The organism is Pigmentiphaga sp. CHJ604 (genome assembly GCF_036972535.1).
Lineage (GTDB): Bacteria > Pseudomonadota > Gammaproteobacteria > Burkholderiales > Burkholderiaceae_B > Pigmentiphaga > Pigmentiphaga daeguensis.
The window spans coordinates 4,807,578-4,825,559 of record NZ_CP136998.1 but is presented as its reverse complement, the minus strand read 5'-3'; the positions used below and the strand labels follow the sequence as shown (position 1 = coordinate 4,825,559).

Here is a 17,982-nt window from a genome sequence, read left to right as displayed (position 1 = left end):
TCGAGTTCGGTGGGTGATGGATGCAAGCCATGCAGAATGTTTATAAAAAAATAGAACCGTTCTCTTATTATGGGGTCCTTGGATGTTTCGTTGCGCTGAGTTTCCTGCATCTCCTGACCGGTTATGCGGATAACGGCGATTTTTCAAGGAGCGTTGGATTCATCTTTGAAAAGCCAGCTGGTTTTTCGTCGATGTGGCCAGCGGGTGGGACCGGGGAGTGGGGAGAGCGTTTTTTCAGTGGCTGGGTTGATAATTGGGTTTTTTTATCGAATTGGCCGGAGATAAGAAAATTATCTTCGATTTCCACCTATAAGCCCTACTTGTTACTCCAGGCTGGTCTGTCGAAGTTGGTCGGCGGCCAGAATGCGGATTATTCCGTGATCCTGGGGTCCGTCTTGTCAAGATTGATCCTGTGCGTAGTGTTCATCTCCGCCGCATATCATTTCCGGCGGCGGTTTTCGAGTTTGCCGGCCTGGATTTTTGTCGCTCTCTTTGGCGTCGTTTTTGTCGATTCCGCATGGACCGCTTTTCTGAACTCCTTTTATGAAGAGCAGATCGCAATAATTTTTCTGCCCGTCTTCGGTTTCTTGCTTCTCAGGTTTCACGAAAACAAGAGCGCCAGAACCGGTTTTTGGCTGCTGTCGTGCGCTACTTTGGTGGGTGCAGCCAAGACTGCGTATTTTTATTTGCCGGCGCTTTCACTGCTTTTTCTGCTTTCGTTCCTGTCGTCAAGAAAGGAAGTCGTCAAGCTTACCCTGGTCGCCGTTTTTTTTCAGATCGTTGCGCTGTCGCCGGTATATTTTGGACGATACGGAGAAATCAATTCGTACCATGCGCTTTATTTCGGGGCACTCAAGACCTTGTCGGAAGATGATGCTGCATCCATTCGGTCCGTTCGAGGGAACCCCGTCGCGCGTGAGTGCATAGGAGTTTCTGCATTCGATCCGGGAGGAAAAGAATGCATGAAAACCTTGAGAGTCAGCTACGTAGATGTCGCTGCGTTGATTGGAAGCCACCCGAGTGTCGGGGTGAAGATGCTGTTCGAATCCTTTAACGAGGGCCGTGTCCTGGATTTGGTGCATCTTGGGAAAAAAATAAAGAATAGCCCGAATTTCTCTGATCTTCCCGTTTTTAATTTCTGGCCAAAAATTTTCAAGCACGGATTGAATTTTTTTGTGCTGTTGGTGTTGTGTTTTTCTGGGATTTTACTGATCAGAAGAAATGGATTCGTCAATGAAAAAGAAAGATCGGTTTTGATCGTAGGCGTTTTTCTTGCCGTTTTTGGTTTTACTCAGTACCTCGTATCTTTGGGCGATGGCTTCTATGAGATGGCTAAGCACTTGATCGTGGGAAATTACGCTCTTGCTCTGTCGCTGCCTTTTACCTTTGCGGCGCTGGCGTCAATCATCCATCGTTCGTTTTCATCGAAAGCGGTTCTGAAATCGGAGGGGCCGGAGGTAATTCCCCCGCAAAATCGGTGAAGACAACAGTAGAATTTTCTCGTTGAGGCGATCAAACGCTAGAAGCCTGGTTGGCAATGCCGGAGCCGTGCCAAGAGTTGGGCATTGACTCGGCGGCGTTCTACAAGTGGCGTTCGAGCTGCGGCGGCATGGGCCCATTCAAGCAGAATTGACCAGCTGCATCAAAATTGACGCTGCCTCGGACGCCATCCTGTGCAATCGTTCGCGGGCAGCGGCAGGGAGATCTCATTCAACCCTCAGCATGCCGGGAAAACCGGGCGAGATCTTGATGGGAATGCGGTGCTGCCCTGGAAGGGCTGACGCCAGGCTCCGCCGTATCGATACTTGAGTCCGCACAGTAGTGAAGCTGGCGACGAGTTGAAACAAGTACAGCGTCCCCAAGCGCCATATACTTTCTCTTGTTATTTTTCCATCCAAATGCAAGACGCCGGTAATATTTACACGATTGATCGGCTATGACCTTCGTGACAATTGACTATATAACTATCTCTTATCACGACGCAAAAAGATACCTTTATTTCAATTTTTATTCTGTCTCTACTGTCAGATGCCAGCTCATCCATTGGAAACAGGCGCTAATTCTATGCGGGGTATGATATAAGTGCTTACGTTGCTTACTTATGGCGTTCCGCATGCGTCTCAGGCCCCTGTTAGCCTCCGCCCGCTTCTGGCCAGCATGGGGCTTGTTGCCAGCTAGTCATAACCATAAAAGCCCCTTTTTTCCTCTTTCTGGCCGGCTCGCCTGGTGTGTCTGCCTAAGCCTCTTGGCAGGATGCGCCACGCAGCGCTTGCAGGAGCAGACGCAAACCCTGCTTCGGCAAGGACACTACGAAGACGCTCTGGCCGGGCTGGATCAAGGCTTGGCGGAACACCCATCCGACTCGACACTGCGCGTCGTCAGAACCAACGCAAAAGAAATCATTGTTTCGCGCTTGCTAGCCGCCGCCCAAACGGACCTGTCCTCGGGAAGGCCTGAGGCGGCGGATGAGCAGGTATCGCGATTGCTGCGTATCGATCCGACTAACTCGCGCGCCAAAGAGGTGCAGGAGCAAGTCAGAAAAGAGGCACGCGCGAATGTCGCTTTGACCAAAGCCAATGGATTGGTGGACTCGGGCGCGTTCGATCCCGCACAAGCTCTTGTGGAAGAGGCGCTCCGGGAAGCGCCGTCCCATTACGGGTTGCTGGAGCTTCAGCGGAAGCTGGCGGTCGAGCGCCGCACGCGTGAAGCACGTAATGCTCAACGCCTGGCAGCTGGAAAACCGGTTTCTCTGGAGTTTCGGGATGCGGGCGTACGCCCGGTGTTCGAAGCCATATCGCGCACGACGGGTGTCAATTTCGTGCTGGACAAGGACATCCCTGCCGACCTTCGAACGACGGTCTTTCTGCATGAAACAAGCCTGGAGGATGCGCTAGACCTGATTGCCAGCACTACCAATCTCTCCAAGAAAGTCCTGGATGCCACGACGATTCTTATGTATCCCAATACACAGGAAAAGCAGCGCAACTATCAGGATCTGATCGTTCGGGCGTTCTATCCGGCAAACGCGAGCGCCCGGCAGATTGCCGACATGCTGAAGCTCATGCTGAAGGTCAGGGACCCGTATGTAGACGAGCGGACCAACATGGTTGTCATCCGGGAGAACGCAGATATCGTGCGATTAGCCGAGCGCCTCGTTTCGCTGCAGGATGTGCCGGATGCGGAGGTTGTCCTCGAGGTGGAGGTGTTGGAGGTCAGCTCGACTAAACTGAATGAGCTAGGCGTGAAATTCCCGAACAGCCTGACGTTGACCCCACTGAGGTCGTCTGGTGGCACCCAGCTTACGCTCAACGATCTGGGCAACTTGAACAGCAGCAGGATCGGCGTCTCGACCCCTTCATTGACGCTCAACCTACGTCGTGAAGTTGGCGATGTGAATACCCTGGCCAATCCCCGCATCCGGACAAAGAACAAGGAAAAGGCTCGCATACTCATCGGGGACAAACTGCCCATCATCACGACCACCGCGACATCGACCGGTTTTGTATCCGAAAACGTCCAATTCATTGATGTTGGCTTGAAACTCGAGGTCGTTCCAACCATACAGCCAGACGAGCACGTCGGGATCAAGGTGGACCTGGAAGTTAGCTCCTTGACTCGCCAGGTCCCCACGCCCGGCGGATCCGTGACCTACGAAATCGGAACACGGAACGCTTCGACAGTGTTGAAGCTGCGCGATGGTGAAACGCAACTACTGGCCGGCTTGATCAAACGCGAAGAAAGGACGCAATCCACGAGGCTGCCAGGGTTGGGAGACGTTCCCGTCATGGGGCGCCTATTTTCATCCCAGAAGGACGACGGCAGCAACACCGAAATCGTCCTGTCCATCATGCCTCGTATCGTGAGAAGCGCGAGACGGCCAGAAATCAACTTCGCCGAGTTCTGGTCTGGAACCGAAACGAACGCCCGCAGCCGAGCATTGCTTCTGGCTGATGTGGAAAACCTCCCCCGTTCGGCGAATGAGCCGGCAGAGAGGGGCGGCGTCTCATCGCCATCAGGCGGGCCGCAGGGGGCTCGTGATGATGCGGTGTCGAACGCGCCTGTTTCCCTGGTGTTGAAAGGGCCTTCCACTGTTATTCCGGGGGAATCATTCACTGTCTCGGTGAATGTAGCCACCAAGCAAGCCCTGCGCGGCATGCCGTTTACGGTGGGATTCGATCGGTCGAGATTCGTTTTCGAAGATGTGGAAGAAGGCGAGTTGTTGAAGACCGGCGAGGTTGCTCTGAGCCTGTCCAAATCGCTGCAGGAAGATACGGGACGCGTCATGATCGGCATCTTGCGCAACAAGGCAGAAGGCGTAGTGGCGGAAGGAACGTTGGCCACACTTAGATTCAGGGCTCTGGGCAATCGAGGAAAAGGACAGATCAGCATAGTCAGCGCGACGCCGATGGTCATCGACGCTACCCCTGAAGCTGTACCGCTGCCATCGCCCTTGGTAATCGGTGTGCAGGCGAAGTAGACGCATGGGTAGCCGAATGACGAGCGTTGCGATTTGGCTTCGCAGTGGACGTTGGCAAGAACGGCTGCGTTGGCACGCCTTTCTCGCGCGACGGGTGGGACAACGCCTGGGCGTGCCAGGCATTGCTGGCTGCTTGCTGCTGGTTGCCGCGGGATGGCTGGCTGCCGTCGACATCCCCAGGGCCCGTCTTGCTCTTGATCTCGCCGCCAAGGACCTTTCCGCACTTCCCGAGATTGCGGTGCCGGAATCCGCTCCTGTGGCACTGCTTGCGCAGATTCGCCCTAGGTTGGAAGGGCCATCCGATCTCGAAGCGTTGCCGGCAGATCTCGTCGATGCATTCGCGACTGCCGGTGTCCAAGTCAATGAGGCCAGTTTCACCGCGGTGTCCCAGAAAATCCGACAGGACCTCACCAAGACGCAGATAGTAGGAACACTGCAAGGACGTTACCCAGCCATCAAGGCTGGCTTGTCCAAGGTTCTCGAACAGCATCCCACGTTGGCATTGAACGCACTATCGCTCAACCAGACGCTTCCCCAAGAAGGAGTCGTAGACGCGCGCTTGCACTTCACGCACTGGAGCCGAGCCGAACGATCAATGACGAGGGATTGAAGATGTTGAACACGCGCGTCGTATTGACCTTCCTCGCTGTCGCCACGTTGGCTGGCTACTTCATTAAAGCTAGCGATAGTCCACAGGAACTGGTCAGTGTCGCGGACCGGGCCACGACGTCCGCCAGCGGGACATCCGCTCGGCGGTCTGCAAAAAGCGTTTCCCTGGAGATGGACCGACCGCCTCTGGAGGATGCGGCCACCGACCCATTTTCCCTACCCGCCCCTGTCGCACCGGTCGCTGAAACCTCGACGCCCCCGCCTCCTCCTCCCACCGCCCCTCCGATGCCCTTCCGCTACTTCGGAAGAGTAACGGGATTCGATGGCGTTGCCGTCACGTATCTGATGCGAGATAACGACCTGATCGCCGTATCGGCGGGCGATATCCTGGACGGCACCTATCGTATTGAATCCGTGGAGATGCGCGGTGTGGTCATTGTCTACCAACCTTTGTCAGTGCGTACCGAACTGCTGGCTCCTGATGGAGGCGCACCTTGATCAACCGGAGCCAAACGGGGTTTACCGTTATCGAACTGGTCGTCGTGTTAGTTGTGTTGTCGACCCTGGCGCTGCTGGCCATGCCCTTGGCGGAATTGACCGTGAAACGCGTAAAAGAGCGGGAACTCAAGCAGGCGCTGGTGGAAATACGTCAAGCCATTGATGCCTATAAGCTTGCCGGAGGAGATAAGGCGAAACTGGCCCAGACGGGGGGCGCGTCGGGTTATCCCCCCACACTCATGGCCCTGGTGGAAGGAACGCCAAACGCCGCATCAACCGATGGGGGAGTGCTGTATTTTCTGCGTCGTCTCCCGCGCGACCCTTTTGGGGACCCCAAGCTAGGCGCCGAGGAAACATGGGGGCTTCGTAGCTACGCATCTCCGCATACGGATCCGGAACCAGGCGAGGACGTCTACGACGTCTATTCCCTTTCCCCTGGGGTTGGTCTAAACGGCATTCCGTACAGGGAGTGGTGACGTGGGAGCCAGAATTCGACATGCTCCCATGCGCCCTTTAGGCTTCACACTGATCGAGTTGATGGTCGTCATGGCGGTTCTTGCGCTCCTGGCATCCATCGTGGTCCCGCGCTATTTCCAGCATACCGATCATGCAAAGGAAGCCGTTCTACGGGCAAATCTTCAGGAAATGCGCCGGGCCATCGACCACTTCTACGCGGATACGGGAAGATATCCCGATTCGCTGGACTCGCTGATCCAGCAACACTATTTGCTACGTCGTCCCATGGATCCCGTCACGGATCGGTCTGATACCTGGGTGGCCATTCCCCCCAAAGACCCTGAAATGGGCAAAGTCTTCGATGTTCGCAGCGGAGCAACCGGGCAAGCCCGAGACGGGAGCGCGTATGCGAGCTGGTAGACAGGAGGGGTTCAGCTATCTCGCGCTGCTGTTCGCCTTGGCGATTTTTGGAGTCGGGTTGGCCAAGATCGGCCCCCTGAGTTCACAGCTTACCCGCCGTGACGCGGAGGCCGAACTGATCAGGACTGGTCTCGAGGTCGAACGAGCCATCGCGTCTTACTACTATTCCTCACCGGGGACGCTTCCGACTCTACCTCGAACCTGGGATGACCTGCTGGAAGACCGCCGTTTTGTCACCATGAAAAGACATCTGAGACGAATTCCGTTCGACCCCGTTACCCGAACATACGACTGGGGCATGGAGGAAATCGGTGGTGGCATGGCCGGCATCTATTCGCGCTCCGATGCTGCTCCTCTCCGACGCCGCCCAATCGAGCTCGAACGCTCGACCACCGGGGGGGAGCACTATTCAGACTGGAAATTCGTATTCATACCTAGCGAGGCAAAACGATGACAAGATGCTCAACACACGTCACTCGACAGACGCGCGGTTTCACGCTGCTGGAACTACTGGTCGTGGTCGCCATCCTGGGTTTGCTGGCGGCCTATGTCGGACCCCGGTATTTCTCGCAACTGGGGCGATCGGAGGCTGGGGTCGCAAAAGCGCAGATCGATGCTTTCGTAAAAGCCCTCGATCAGTACCGATTGGACACAGGGGACTTTCCTTCAACCGAACAAGGGCTGGGTGTGCTGTTCCGCAAGCCGGAGGGTATGGAGCGCTGGAATGGACCCTATCTCCGGAAGGACGCTCCCACCGACCCTTGGGGGCGCGCTTATCAATATCGCCACCCTGGCACCGATGGCCGGGACTATGACGTCATCTCGCTGGGCAAGGACGGCACTGCCGGTGGAGAAGGCGACAATGCGGATCTAAGCAACTAGCCCCGCCATGCTATTTCGCATGCGGGTATATGACCCGGCTCAAGGCACCGCCGGCTATCGCGAGCTCGAGGCGGCGGATCTCGACACGGCCAGGGCTGCCATGGCGGATCAAGGGCTCGTTGTTCTTCAGGCTAGATCCGCCGCGCGGCTCAGTTGGCAACGTCGCAAGAAACCCGATATCCGGCTTCTATCCATTGAGCTGGCCGGCTTGCTTCGGGCTGGACTCAGTCTTGCGGAAGCGCTGGAAACGTTGTCTTTGCGCGGAGAGGGTACGGCGGCGGCGGTCTATCGCGAGTTGCTTGGCAAGTTGATGGAGGGTCTGCCGCTTTCCGATGCGCTCGCATCGGCAAGCTACGAAGTGCCCGCAGTGCTGATTGCCGCAGTGCGGGCCAATGAACGAACGGGTAGGATCGCCGACGCGCTCGAAGAGTACGCGAAGTATGCCGGGGCGTTGAGTGATCTGCGTCGCAAGGTTCTCAATGCCGCGGTGTATCCGATGCTGGTCGTGGGCTTCGGCTTTCTGGTGGCGGTTTTCCTGCTTGCCTATGTCGTTCCGCGATTTGCCGGTGTCTATGATGGCACCGCTGCACAAGTTTCCACGGCAACCCGAGTGCTTCTGACTGTGGGCGCGACGATAGACCGGTATGGCCTGGAGATAGCCGTAGGCTGCGCCGCCACCGGATTTGCCATCGCTCGTCTACTCTGGGACCCGCGATCTCGCGCCAGGGTCGGACAGTCGCTCGTAAAGATCGGCCCGCTGCGGCGCTTCGCCGAGAAGTTTCAGCTTGCCCGTATCAGTGCGTCGCTTGGCATGTTGCTCAAGGGAGGATATGACCTACCAGGCGCTTTGCGCCTTGCCCAATCGCTTGCCTTTTCCGACAGGATCAGGAGTGGCGTCGAACAAGCCAGCCTCGCGGTGAACGAAGGCCGTCCCGTGAGTAACGCTTGGGCAACGGCGGGGTTGGCGGACGCGTTTGCCAAGCGCATTTTGCTGGCGAGTGAACGCACGGGAGACCTGGCCGTCGGCTTCGATGCCCTGGCGGCTACGTACAGCCGCGAGCTCGAGACCGCACTTGAACGTGCCTCCAGGTTGGTCGAACCGATACTTCTTATGGCGGTGGCAAGCCTGATTGGCTCGATCGTGGTTCTTATCTACATGCCAATCTTTGATTTGGCGGGGATTCTGCAATGACCGTGATCTCGGACAGGGACAACCTGTTTCCCACTTGGCTGGATGGTGCCCGTCTCAGGCGCGGCCCCCAGGGACTGGGCGCAGCATTGGCCGAGGAGGCAAATCTTCCTTTTTCAGAGCTACGTCAATGGCTGCTAGCCCGGTTTTCTCTACTGCCGGCCGAGAACTTGCTCAGCGTGGAAAGTGCGCGGATGAACACCTTGCCGCTGGCTGAGTGCCGAAAAAGGGAGATCGTACCGTTCGCCTTACCCGATGGAGCACTTGGCATTGCTTTGGATGACCCCTGGGACATCGATCTCACGCAGTGGCTGGTCAATCGACTCGGAACCATGCCGCGACTGGCATGGACCGATCGGCCTACGATCCATGCGTATCTTGAAAGCCAGCAGGGCACGGCTGATGATTTCATGGCAGAGGGGAAGCCCACAGCGGTGTCGTCTTCGACTCGGGCAATCTCGCGAGAAAGCATTGAGGCCGCCTCAAGCCCTGTTGTCAGATTTGTCGATGCGGTGGTTCTGGACGCCTGGAAATCGGGCGCAAGCGACATCCATTTCGAAAACCGGCGCGATGGCCTGCAGGTAAAACTTCGCCTGGACGGAGTGTTGGTGGAAGCTTCGCGCTATGCCAGTGACCGCCCCGTCGAAGAAGTGTTGAATCGCATCAAGGTGCTTGCCCAACTCGACGTTGGTGAAACGCGGATCCCGCAGGATGGACGGTTCCGCGTAGCTATGAACGGGCGGGACATCGACCTGCGAGTTTCCATCATGCCAAGCATCTACGGAGAAGATGCGGTCATCCGCCTGCTGGATAAGGCGCAGCTGCGCGACGAAGCTGGCACGCTATCGCTGTCCAGCTTGGGCCTGCCCGACGACACCAAGGCTACGATTCGCCGGCTCGCCCGGCAGCCGCATGGCATGTTGCTGGTCACAGGGCCGACAGGTAGCGGGAAGACCACCACCTTGTATTCGGTACTGACCGAGATTCATACCGGTGAAGAAAAAATTATCACCATCGAAGACCCGGTGGAATATGAACTGGCTGGAGCACTACAGATTCCCGTCAATGAGAAAAAGGGATTGACCTTCGCGAAGGGGTTGAGATCAATCCTGCGGCACGATCCGGACCGCATCCTAGTGGGAGAAATCCGCGACTCCGAAACGGCAGAAATCGCAGTTCAAGCGGCGTTGACTGGACACTTGGTCTTGACATCCGTTCATGCCAACAATGTCTACGACGTGGTGGGGCGATTTCTTCATATGGGCGTGGACCCCTACAACTTCATGTCTGCCCTAGTCGGAGTCATGGCACAGCGCCTCGTCCGAACACTGTGTCTCCATTGCGCCCAGTCGGAGCCGTCTCCATTGGTAGGCGCTAAGATCGCCGCATTCCTTGGATCGGCTGAACCGTTGGCTTTGCGGCGGCCGGTGGGGTGTATCCATTGCAGACAAACTGGTTTCAAAGGGCGGAGAGCCGTGGCTGAGGTATTGCCCGTGGACGACGTATTCAGGGAAATGGTTATCCGCCGCGACCCAGTGCGTTTGCTTAGAGAGCATATTCAAACGTTGGGCGTGGAACCGCTTCGGAACCGGGCCGTTCGCCTGGTCGCTCAGGGAGTGACAACGTGGGAGGAGGTGGAGCGTGTCGTATCTGCGGTCGACTGAGTACTCGCTTTATCTGGGAGGCAAAACGGCATTGCTGCGCAAGGCTGCGAATTGGCCGTGGTCCAAAAAATGGGTAGCGCTTACGGAATGCGACGCTGGTAGATTGGACAACCTGGCAGAGTTTTTGATCGGGCGGTCTGCCCGGCTCACCATCTGGCTTGGAGGGGCGCACTGCCGATGGATGACGTTCCCCTTGCCGCCAGGGGTGTATACGGACGATCCCTTGGTTGCGATTGCTCGCAAACTATTTGCAGATCGCCTCGGACTGGACGCCACCAAATGGCGGGTCATCGTTGCGCCGCAAAGATTCGGCGTTGTTGCCGCGGCAGCTCCGATCTCCCTTATCGACACCTTGCGGGATAACCTGTCATCCAAGGTAAAGCTCCGCGCTGTTAGCCCTTGGTTTGGACAGGTCTTCACTCGCCAGAACGTCGTTCTGAAGGAAAATGGGGCGCTTGGAGTTTTGGAAGACGACGTTATAACGCTCATGGATGTTCGCTCGGGGGCGCCGCGAATCTCGACACTGATCGTGGGACAAGAAGACGCTCGTAGTTTCGTCCAGCGGGTCGCGCTACAAAGCGCGGCGCCGACACAAGTGGCGATCATGCACACGCAAAAGGCAAAAGGCAGCTTGGCAGTTGACCGGCTCCAAGGAAATTTTCTGGATTGCCTTGTTCTGGGGAGCGTGACATGAGCCTGTCGATGAACTTTCTGTCCGAACCACTGAATCAACGTCTGTCTTGGCTCGTTTTAGCGTTGGGGGCTATGTCTGTCTGGGCTGGGGCCGACACCTTGTTCACGATGCAAGACGAATTGAGAGGGCTACAGCAGAAGTTGCGTGAACAAGGGGACGCGCGCCGTTCTGCCTTGCGGCGACCCTTGCCAGACAAGTCCATGATCGAAGCGAATGCCTTGGCACAGGGGATCGCGGCTGAGATCCGCTACCCCTGGGCGCAAGTGCTGAGGGAACTCGAGGCCTCTCAAGGAGACGGTGTGCTGATGAAGGCCTTTGAGCATAACCAATCGAAGGCGACTACTCGTTTGGAGCTTCAAGCCACCACCACGGCAAGATTTCAGGAGGTGATCCGTCGGCTGAAGGACGCTAGCGGGGAGGAATACGGTTGGACGATCGCCTCTTTAAGCCGCAACGAGCAGGGATATCGCATTGGAGTTAATGGAAAAGCCAATAAATGAAAACGTGTTCACATACAGATTGGAGATGCTCCATGAAAATTGCTACGGCGGCAGCTGTGGTTGGAGTTTGCTTGGCGGGAAAATTGGCTTGGGGGCAAATGGCAATTGAGGGAAGGGCTCATGTCGCTCCGGATGGTGCCGCGAGTTACTCAATTCCCTTGGAAGTCCCTCCGCAGATGCGTCACGTTTCACCGTATCTGGCACTGGTTTATAACCATCAGACTGGTAATGGACCCCTAGGGGTGGGATGGCGACTATCAGCACTTTCGGCCATCTCGCGTTGTCCGGTGACGCCCCATCAAGATGGATCGACCTATAGCACTACGGTGGACTTCTCGAGTCGAGACCAATTTTGTCTAGACGGCCAACGGCTGTTGCTGGTCTCGGGAAGTCATGGTGCTAACAATAGCTCATATCGTCACGAACTGGAAAAATTCGATCGCGTTGTAGCCCACGGCGGAGCAACGAATGGTCCGGAATGGTTCAGTATTCAAACAAAATCGGGCGAAACACTGGAATTTGGTAAAGAGGCAAACTCTCGTATCGAAATTACATCAAAAGGGGTCGTTGGTGCATGGTCGCTGAACCGAATCGTGGATCGAAAGGGCAATTCGACAACCTTCAATTATACAAAAGATTCGACAAACAAGGAATTGTCGATCGACGCGATCGAGCACACGCCGACCTCGCAAACAAGCCCTATCGCTTCTATAAGATTCGAATACGATCTGCGCCCTGATGCTGAAACGATTTATCAATCGGGCGAACGCTTTTATAGTTCGAAAAGACTCAAGGCGATAAGAACCTATTCGGGATCCGAGTTGATTCGGGAGTATCAGCTTGGATATGCGAATGTCGACGCTCTCGTCTCGCGATCCCGTCTTCGGACGGTAAAAGTTTGCAAAGCGGCGCAGTGTTTACCTGTCATGTCATTTGAATATCCCGCTCAATCCGCAGAGATGCTCACCGGAAATAGATCGCAAGATTTCGGAGGGTGGAATGACGAGCATCGGGAACTAGTACTGGACGCGAACGGGGATGGCAGGAGCGATGTACTACGAATCTGGCAAAGCAATACCTCCCCCCCGGCCTCGAAAGCTGAACTGTGGCTCTCGGACGGAAGCACATTGGTGCGAGTCTCGAATAACGATTTCGGTGGGTGGAATCCAAAAAACAAGGAAATGTCCCTGGACGCCAACGGCGATGGCCGGTCCGATGTCGTCCGCTTCTGGAATGACGGAACCTCGGCTCGAGCTGAACTATGGCTTTCGCAGGGCGACTCCTTCATACTGGTTTCCAACGCCGATGTCTGGGGCTGGGTTGACAACCACCGATATTACATACTTGACACCAACGACGACGGAAAGCAGGATTTCATAAAGTTCCACGAATATAACAATATTGCAAGAGCAGAAATCTGGTTATCCAACGACACCTATTTTTCGTGGGGCGGGACATTCGACGTAGGGAATTGGCGAGAGGAAGATCGGGAGTTTGTGTTTGATGCGAATGGGGATGGAAGGGCAGATATTGTCCGTATACAAAAAAAAGAAGGAGAATATGCGTCCACGGTTAGCGTCTGGGCGATTAGAGTAGATCCTTGGGGAACAGGGAGTCCTTTTCAATTACTGTTCTCCGGGAATTTTGGTGGATGGAGTGCTCAGGATAGAATTCATCCCATGGATGTCAATGGGGACGGACTTATCGACTTGGTGAAAATTTGGAAAGCGGAATCCCCGTACGCGCGAGCTGAAGTTTGGATAAACTCAGGGCTGGGGTTTGCTGTTGCATCCAACGATCAGATGAATGTCTGGTCGGATCTTCATCGTGAACATATCCTGGATGTTAATCGAGATGGGAAGCAGGATATGGTGCGTGTTTGGCATGACGCCAGTACGAATGTTGCCCGCGCCGAAACTTGGCTGGCTACGGGAACCGGTTTTGCTCCCGTTTCAAATGAATATATGGGGGGCTGGAGTGAAAAGCACAGAGAGTATGTTGCCGATGTCTCCGGCTCATCTCGACCATCGATAATAAAATTCTATCGCGATGGGAGCTCGTGGAACGGGAAAATGGAGCAGTGGTACTCCGTTTCTGATAATCCCTATCTGATGACTCAAGTCTCGAACGGGTTGGGGGGGAAGGTCAGTTTCAGCTATAAACCCTTGACGGATTCGAGCGTCTACACCAAGGAAACCGCGACGTACCCGGAGGTTGCCCTTCAACCCCCAATGTACGTAGTTTCCAAGCTTTCGGTGTCGGACGGGCGTGGCGGACTGAGGCACACGAACTACACCTACAGCGGCCTGAAGGCCGATGTCACGGGGCGTGGCGCGCTGGGTTTCCGCACGGTAAAGGCTGTAGATGCGGCCACGGGCTTCGAAACCTACACCGAGTATTCGCAGACCTGGCCGTACACGGGCCTGGAGACGCTTTTTCGCGTGGGGCGTGCACCGGTCATGGACATGCAGTACCGGACCTCGACGTATGGCTGCAAGGTGCCCGAGGGGAACGCTACCGTTACGACATGTCCGGTGGCACCGGGCAACCGGTACTTCCCGTACCTGGCCAGCAAGATCGAGCGCCGCAAGGATCTGGCCGGCGTGCTGATGTCGGACACGACGACAACTCAGCAATACAACGCGTACGGGGACCCGACCCAGGTCAAGGTCACGACCCCCGATGGCTACAGCAAGACTACAGACAACACCTATCTTGCCCCGGACCTGACCAATTGGATCCTGGGGCGCTTGCAGCGCTCCAAGGTCACCAGCGTCTCGCCCTAGCGAGTCGTGCACGACATCTCAACAAGAACCAGCAGTCATCAGCATAACCAGTAGGTCCAGGCGGGGGAAATTCATGGCACAGCGCAATCGGTGGATCCGGTGGGGGATCTCGTATTTAGCAACGGCATGCTTGAGCTGGGGAGCTCAGGCCGCCACGGTCATCCGCGAATCGGCTTTTGTCTACGGCACGGATGGGATCCTGAAGAAGGAGATCATCGAGCCCGCCAAGAGCGAGCTGTGCCAGGTGACCGAGTACACCTTCGATACCTACGGCAACCGCACGGGCAGCACCACGCGCAACTGCAACGGCACGACCGAGGGCGGCGTGACCGAGGCGGCGGCGCCGACCGGCACGCTGGCGTATGCGGCGTTCACCGCGCGCTCGACCACGATCAGCTATGACGCGCAGGGCCAGTTCCCCACCAGCACAACCAATGCCCTGTCGCAGACCGAGACGCGCACCTACGATGCCAAGACGGGGGCGGTGTTGACGCTAACGGGCCCCAACGGCTTGACCACGACCTGGCAGTACGACGACCTGGGCCGCAAGAAGCTGGAGATCCGGGCCGACGGCAATCGCACGGCGTGGGCGTATCTGTATTGCTCGGGGGTCAATGGTGGCACGGCCAGTTGCCCGGCGTACGCCAAGTACCTGGTCCACGAGACGCCGCAGAACAGCAGCGGCGTAGCCAACGGGCCTTGGGTCAAGACCTACTACGACGAACTGGGACGGACCATCCGCAGCGAGACCGTCGACTCGGCCAGCCGCACGATCAAGCAGGACACTGCGTACGACACCCTCGGCCGGGTCACGGGCAAGAGCTATCCGTACTCGGGCACCAATACGAACTATTGGACGACCTACACCTACGATGACCTGGATCGGCCCTTGAGCGAGAACTCGCCGGGAACCATGGGTACGCGGGTGGTGACCCACGAGTACACCGGCTTGACGGTCAAGACCACGAATGCCGAAGGCAAGGCGACGACCACCACCAAGAACCGCCAAGGCCAGGTCGTCAGTGTCACGGATGCCTACAGCAAGACGATCAGCTACACCTACGATCCCTATGACAACCTGATCAAGACGGTCGACCCGCTGGGCAACACCACCACGCTGACCTACGACGTGCGGGGCCGCAAGACCCAGCTCAAGGACCCCGATATGGGGACCTGGACGTACCAGTACAACGCGCTGGGCGAACTGATCAAGCAGACCGATGCGAAGGGGCAGATCACGACTCAGGCCTACGACAAGCTGGGGCGGATGATCAGCCGCAGCGAGGTGGGCCTGAACAGCACCTGGACCTACGACAGTTGCACCAAGGGCGTGGGCAAGCTGTGCCAGGCGCAGACCGACAACGGCACGCAGCGCAGCTATGCCTACGACACACTGGGCCGGCCGACGAGTTCGACCACGACGCTGGATACCACCTACACCGCCAGCGTAACCTACGATGCCAATGGCCGCATCGCCACGCGCACCTACCCGACCGGTTTCGCGCTCAAGTACACATACTCGACGCTGGGACTGATGACAGCGGTGCGCAATAACGCCACCAACGCGCTGTACTGGAGCATCGCGGCGGCGGACGTCAACGACCGTGGCCAGTTGACCAAGGAGACCTACGGCAACAACGTGGTCTCGACCTATGTCTACGATACCAACACGAACTGGCTGCGCCAGGTCACCGCCGGTGTCGGCACGGCCACGACGGTGCAGAACCTGAGCTACACCTACGACAAGCTCGGCAGCCTGCAGTCGCGCCAGGACACGAACCAGGGGTTGGCCGAGACCTTCGGGTATGACAACCTGAACCGGCTGATCACCGTCGCCACCCAGGGCGGGGGCGTGACGGGCGTGGTCACCACCACGGTGACCTATGACGAGATCGGCAACATCAAGACCAAGTCCGGCGTGGGTACCTACGCGTACAACGCCAGCGGCGCGACCAGTGTACGGCCTCACGCAGTGGCCAGCATCACCGGCACGCTGGCGGCCACCTACACCTATGACGCCAACGGCAGCATGCTGACGGGGGCGGGCCGCACGGTGGCCTATACCGGCTTCAACATGCCGGCCACGATCACCGGCAACGGCACCACGCTGTCCTTCGTGTACGACGACACGCATCAGCGGGTCAAGCAGATCGCCCCCTCGGGTACGGTGTACTACGTGCACCCGGACAACGTCGGCGGCCTCTTCTACGAGAAGGAGGTCAAGACCGGCGGGGTGACCGAACACAAGCACTACATCACCGCCTCGAGCGGCACGGTGGCGATCTACACGACGCGCAGCACCAACGTGACGACGCTGCGCTATCTGCACAAGGATCATCTGGGTTCGACCAACGCGGTCTCGGATGAGACCGGCGCGGTGGTCGAGCGGCTGGCCTACGATGCGTGGGGCAAGCGGCAATTCCCCAACGGCACGACCGATCCGGGCAATACGCTGGCAGGCGTCAACACGGATCGGGGCTTTACGGGACATGAGCACCTCGAAGAGGTCGGGCTCGTGCACATGAACGGGCGGATCTACGATCCGCGCATCGGGCGCTTCATGAGTGCCGATCCGATGATTCAGGCTCCGTATAACCCGCAGTCCTACAACCGCTACTCCTATGCCTTTAATAGCCCGCTGAACGGCGTCGATCCGTCAGGGTATGGGCTCCTTAGCTTTATCGATGATATCTTGGATGCCGTCGGGGATCTCATCGGCAGTGTCGCCAAGGGGGTCAGCAGCATCGCTGAGTCCAAGGTCGGGCGCATGGGCCTGTCCATTGGGGTGGGCTATATGACGGGGAACTGGTACCTGGCAAATTTCGGAGGATGGAGCGGAGCTAGCGTGGCGGCCGGCGCTCTAGGAGGTTTCTCCGGAACGATGGTGGCAACGGGCGGGGACTTCGAAGCTTCGGTAAAAGGCGCAATTGTTGGAGCAGGATTTGGTTGGGCGGGGGGCCTCGACGGGAACCTGATCTATGCCGGGCATGCGGCGGTGGGATGTGCCAGTGGAGAGTTGCAGGGCGGTGGGTGCCTGCGCGGCGCGGCCTCGGCCGTAGCAGGTAAGTTGGTGACTATTCATACTCCTGAAGGTTGGAACGATTATCAACGCTTCGCCGCCGCGGTAGCGACCGGTGGAACCGTTTCGGTGATCGGTGGCGGACAATTCGCCAATGGTGCCATAACTGCTGCTTACGGGTATTTGTTCAATCAGGTTATGACGAAACTACAGGCTGAAGCAGCAGCAAATGCTCGAAATAATGCCGTCATGCGGGGAGAGTGCCCTGCAGGGTTTGAAAATAACTGTGCTGGCCTGCCCAGGACGACAGGGACTCGCGACGGGGTAGATGCTCTGAAAACGATCGGATCTGCTACGGGGGCAGGTGCTGCTATCATGTTTAGAAACCCCGAAGCTGCTACTCGATTGGCGGTGATATCTCTCACAACATCTGCGGGTGTTCAATATTTTGAACCGAATCCAGGTTCTTCTATTGTCGAGGCTTTTTCTTGGGGGTTGACGCAGTATATTGAGACTCACTTTCCCGCGACGGCACCAGTGAATTTTGTGATAAACGAGACCTTTAAGTTGACTCCTACATATCGACTGATGACTGATCAGGTAAACAAAAAACTGCTAAGCAAATAATGTTTAAAAAATCTGAAAAAATTGCGAAGCTTGGCCTCGCGTCAGGGTTTTTGTTGGTTCCGGTTGCAATTTTTTGGTTAAACGGTTTCTGGTTTAAGTTGGCTTGCGCAGTAGGGTTAGGGTTGATATATGGTTCGGGACTCGTATTGCGTCGGATTGGT

Annotated in this window: 14 protein-coding genes; all 14 read left to right on the top strand. The window is 56.9% G+C overall.

What is annotated here, in order from left to right; translation table 11 throughout:
- Positions 1–20: 20 nt before the first annotated feature.
- The 14 genes from R4823_RS23135 to R4823_RS23070 all read left to right on the top strand — a co-directional run bounded on the left by R4823_RS23135 (position 21) and on the right by R4823_RS23070 (position 17,821).
- Complete coding sequence (locus R4823_RS23135; RefSeq protein WP_338616199.1) at positions 21–1,481, top strand: hypothetical protein; 1,461 nt, start codon at positions 21–23, stop codon at positions 1,479–1,481.
- 788 nt (positions 1,482–2,269) lie between these two features.
- A complete protein-coding gene (locus R4823_RS23130; protein ID WP_338616197.1) occupies positions 2,270–4,477 on the top strand; it encodes a secretin N-terminal domain-containing protein in 2,208 nt (735 codons plus the stop codon).
- Positions 4,478–4,493: 16 nt separating this feature from the next.
- Positions 4,494–5,087 (top strand): hypothetical protein, encoded by a 594-nt coding sequence (locus R4823_RS23125; protein ID WP_338616196.1) that lies wholly within the window; start codon positions 4,494–4,496, stop codon positions 5,085–5,087.
- Between the two features lie 2 nt (positions 5,088–5,089).
- A complete protein-coding gene (locus tag R4823_RS23120) occupies positions 5,090–5,584 on the top strand; it encodes a hypothetical protein (RefSeq protein WP_338616195.1) in 495 nt (164 codons plus the stop codon).
- Positions 5,581–6,060 carry a prepilin-type N-terminal cleavage/methylation domain-containing protein gene (locus R4823_RS23115; RefSeq protein WP_338616194.1) on the top strand — a complete coding sequence of 160 codons (480 nt, stop codon included), beginning with the start codon at positions 5,581–5,583 and terminating at the stop codon, positions 6,058–6,060. The genes R4823_RS23120 and R4823_RS23115 overlap by 4 nt, the downstream gene beginning before the upstream one ends.
- A 28-nt stretch (positions 6,061–6,088) precedes the next feature.
- Positions 6,089–6,460: a prepilin-type N-terminal cleavage/methylation domain-containing protein gene (locus R4823_RS23110; RefSeq protein ID WP_338616193.1), complete on the top strand. Its 372-nt coding sequence runs from the start codon at positions 6,089–6,091 to the stop codon at positions 6,458–6,460.
- Complete coding sequence (locus R4823_RS23105) at positions 6,447–6,914, top strand: type II secretion system protein (protein ID WP_338616191.1); 468 nt, start codon at positions 6,447–6,449, stop codon at positions 6,912–6,914. The genes R4823_RS23110 and R4823_RS23105 overlap by 14 nt, the downstream gene beginning before the upstream one ends.
- The gene (gspG, locus tag R4823_RS23100) at positions 6,911–7,342 is read left to right on the top strand and encodes a type II secretion system major pseudopilin GspG (RefSeq protein ID WP_338616189.1); all 432 of its coding nucleotides are present in this window, start codon (positions 6,911–6,913) and stop codon (positions 7,340–7,342) included. The genes R4823_RS23105 and gspG overlap by 4 nt, the downstream gene beginning before the upstream one ends.
- Before the next feature lie 7 nt (positions 7,343–7,349).
- Positions 7,350–8,534 (top strand): type II secretion system F family protein, encoded by a 1,185-nt coding sequence (locus tag R4823_RS23095; RefSeq protein ID WP_338616187.1) that lies wholly within the window; start codon positions 7,350–7,352, stop codon positions 8,532–8,534.
- Positions 8,531–10,195, top strand: coding sequence for a GspE/PulE family protein (locus tag R4823_RS23090; RefSeq protein ID WP_338616185.1), 1,665 nt, complete (start codon positions 8,531–8,533; stop codon positions 10,193–10,195). The genes R4823_RS23095 and R4823_RS23090 overlap by 4 nt, the downstream gene beginning before the upstream one ends.
- On the top strand, positions 10,173–10,889 hold the full coding sequence (locus tag R4823_RS23085; RefSeq protein ID WP_338616183.1) for a hypothetical protein: 717 nt from the start codon (positions 10,173–10,175) through the stop codon (positions 10,887–10,889). Before R4823_RS23090 ends, R4823_RS23085 begins: the two co-directional genes overlap by 23 nt.
- A complete protein-coding gene (locus tag R4823_RS23080; RefSeq protein ID WP_338616182.1) occupies positions 10,886–11,389 on the top strand; it encodes a hypothetical protein in 504 nt (167 codons plus the stop codon). The genes R4823_RS23085 and R4823_RS23080 overlap by 4 nt, the downstream gene beginning before the upstream one ends.
- Before the next feature lie 32 nt (positions 11,390–11,421).
- On the top strand, positions 11,422–14,175 hold the full coding sequence (locus R4823_RS23075; RefSeq protein WP_338616181.1) for a SpvB/TcaC N-terminal domain-containing protein: 2,754 nt from the start codon (positions 11,422–11,424) through the stop codon (positions 14,173–14,175).
- Between the two features lie 73 nt (positions 14,176–14,248).
- Positions 14,249–17,821, top strand: coding sequence for an RHS repeat-associated core domain-containing protein (locus tag R4823_RS23070; protein ID WP_338616179.1), 3,573 nt, complete (start codon positions 14,249–14,251; stop codon positions 17,819–17,821).
- Positions 17,822–17,982: the final 161 nt, after the last annotated feature.

What these genes read in the sequence shown, in the direction of transcription:
- R4823_RS23110 (WP_338616193.1), top strand. Translation starts at nt 6,089, where the DNA reads ATGCGCCCTTTAGGCTTCACACTGATCGAGTTGATGGTCGTCATGGCG.
- R4823_RS23135 (WP_338616199.1), top strand. Translation starts at nt 21, where the DNA reads ATGCAAGCCATGCAGAATGTTTATAAAAAAATAGAACCGTTCTCTTAT.
- R4823_RS23080 (WP_338616182.1), top strand. Translation starts at nt 10,886, where the DNA reads ATGAGCCTGTCGATGAACTTTCTGTCCGAACCACTGAATCAACGTCTG.
- gspG (WP_338616189.1), top strand. Translation starts at nt 6,911, where the DNA reads ATGACAAGATGCTCAACACACGTCACTCGACAGACGCGCGGTTTCACG.
- R4823_RS23095 (WP_338616187.1), top strand. Translation starts at nt 7,350, where the DNA reads ATGCTATTTCGCATGCGGGTATATGACCCGGCTCAAGGCACCGCCGGC.
- R4823_RS23090 (WP_338616185.1), top strand. Translation starts at nt 8,531, where the DNA reads ATGACCGTGATCTCGGACAGGGACAACCTGTTTCCCACTTGGCTGGAT.
- R4823_RS23120 (WP_338616195.1), top strand. Translation starts at nt 5,090, where the DNA reads ATGTTGAACACGCGCGTCGTATTGACCTTCCTCGCTGTCGCCACGTTG.
- R4823_RS23125 (WP_338616196.1), top strand. Translation starts at nt 4,494, where the DNA reads ATGACGAGCGTTGCGATTTGGCTTCGCAGTGGACGTTGGCAAGAACGG.
- R4823_RS23070 (WP_338616179.1), top strand. Translation starts at nt 14,249, where the DNA reads ATGGCACAGCGCAATCGGTGGATCCGGTGGGGGATCTCGTATTTAGCA.
- R4823_RS23075 (WP_338616181.1), top strand. Translation starts at nt 11,422, where the DNA reads ATGAAAATTGCTACGGCGGCAGCTGTGGTTGGAGTTTGCTTGGCGGGA.
- R4823_RS23105 (WP_338616191.1), top strand. Translation starts at nt 6,447, where the DNA reads ATGCGAGCTGGTAGACAGGAGGGGTTCAGCTATCTCGCGCTGCTGTTC.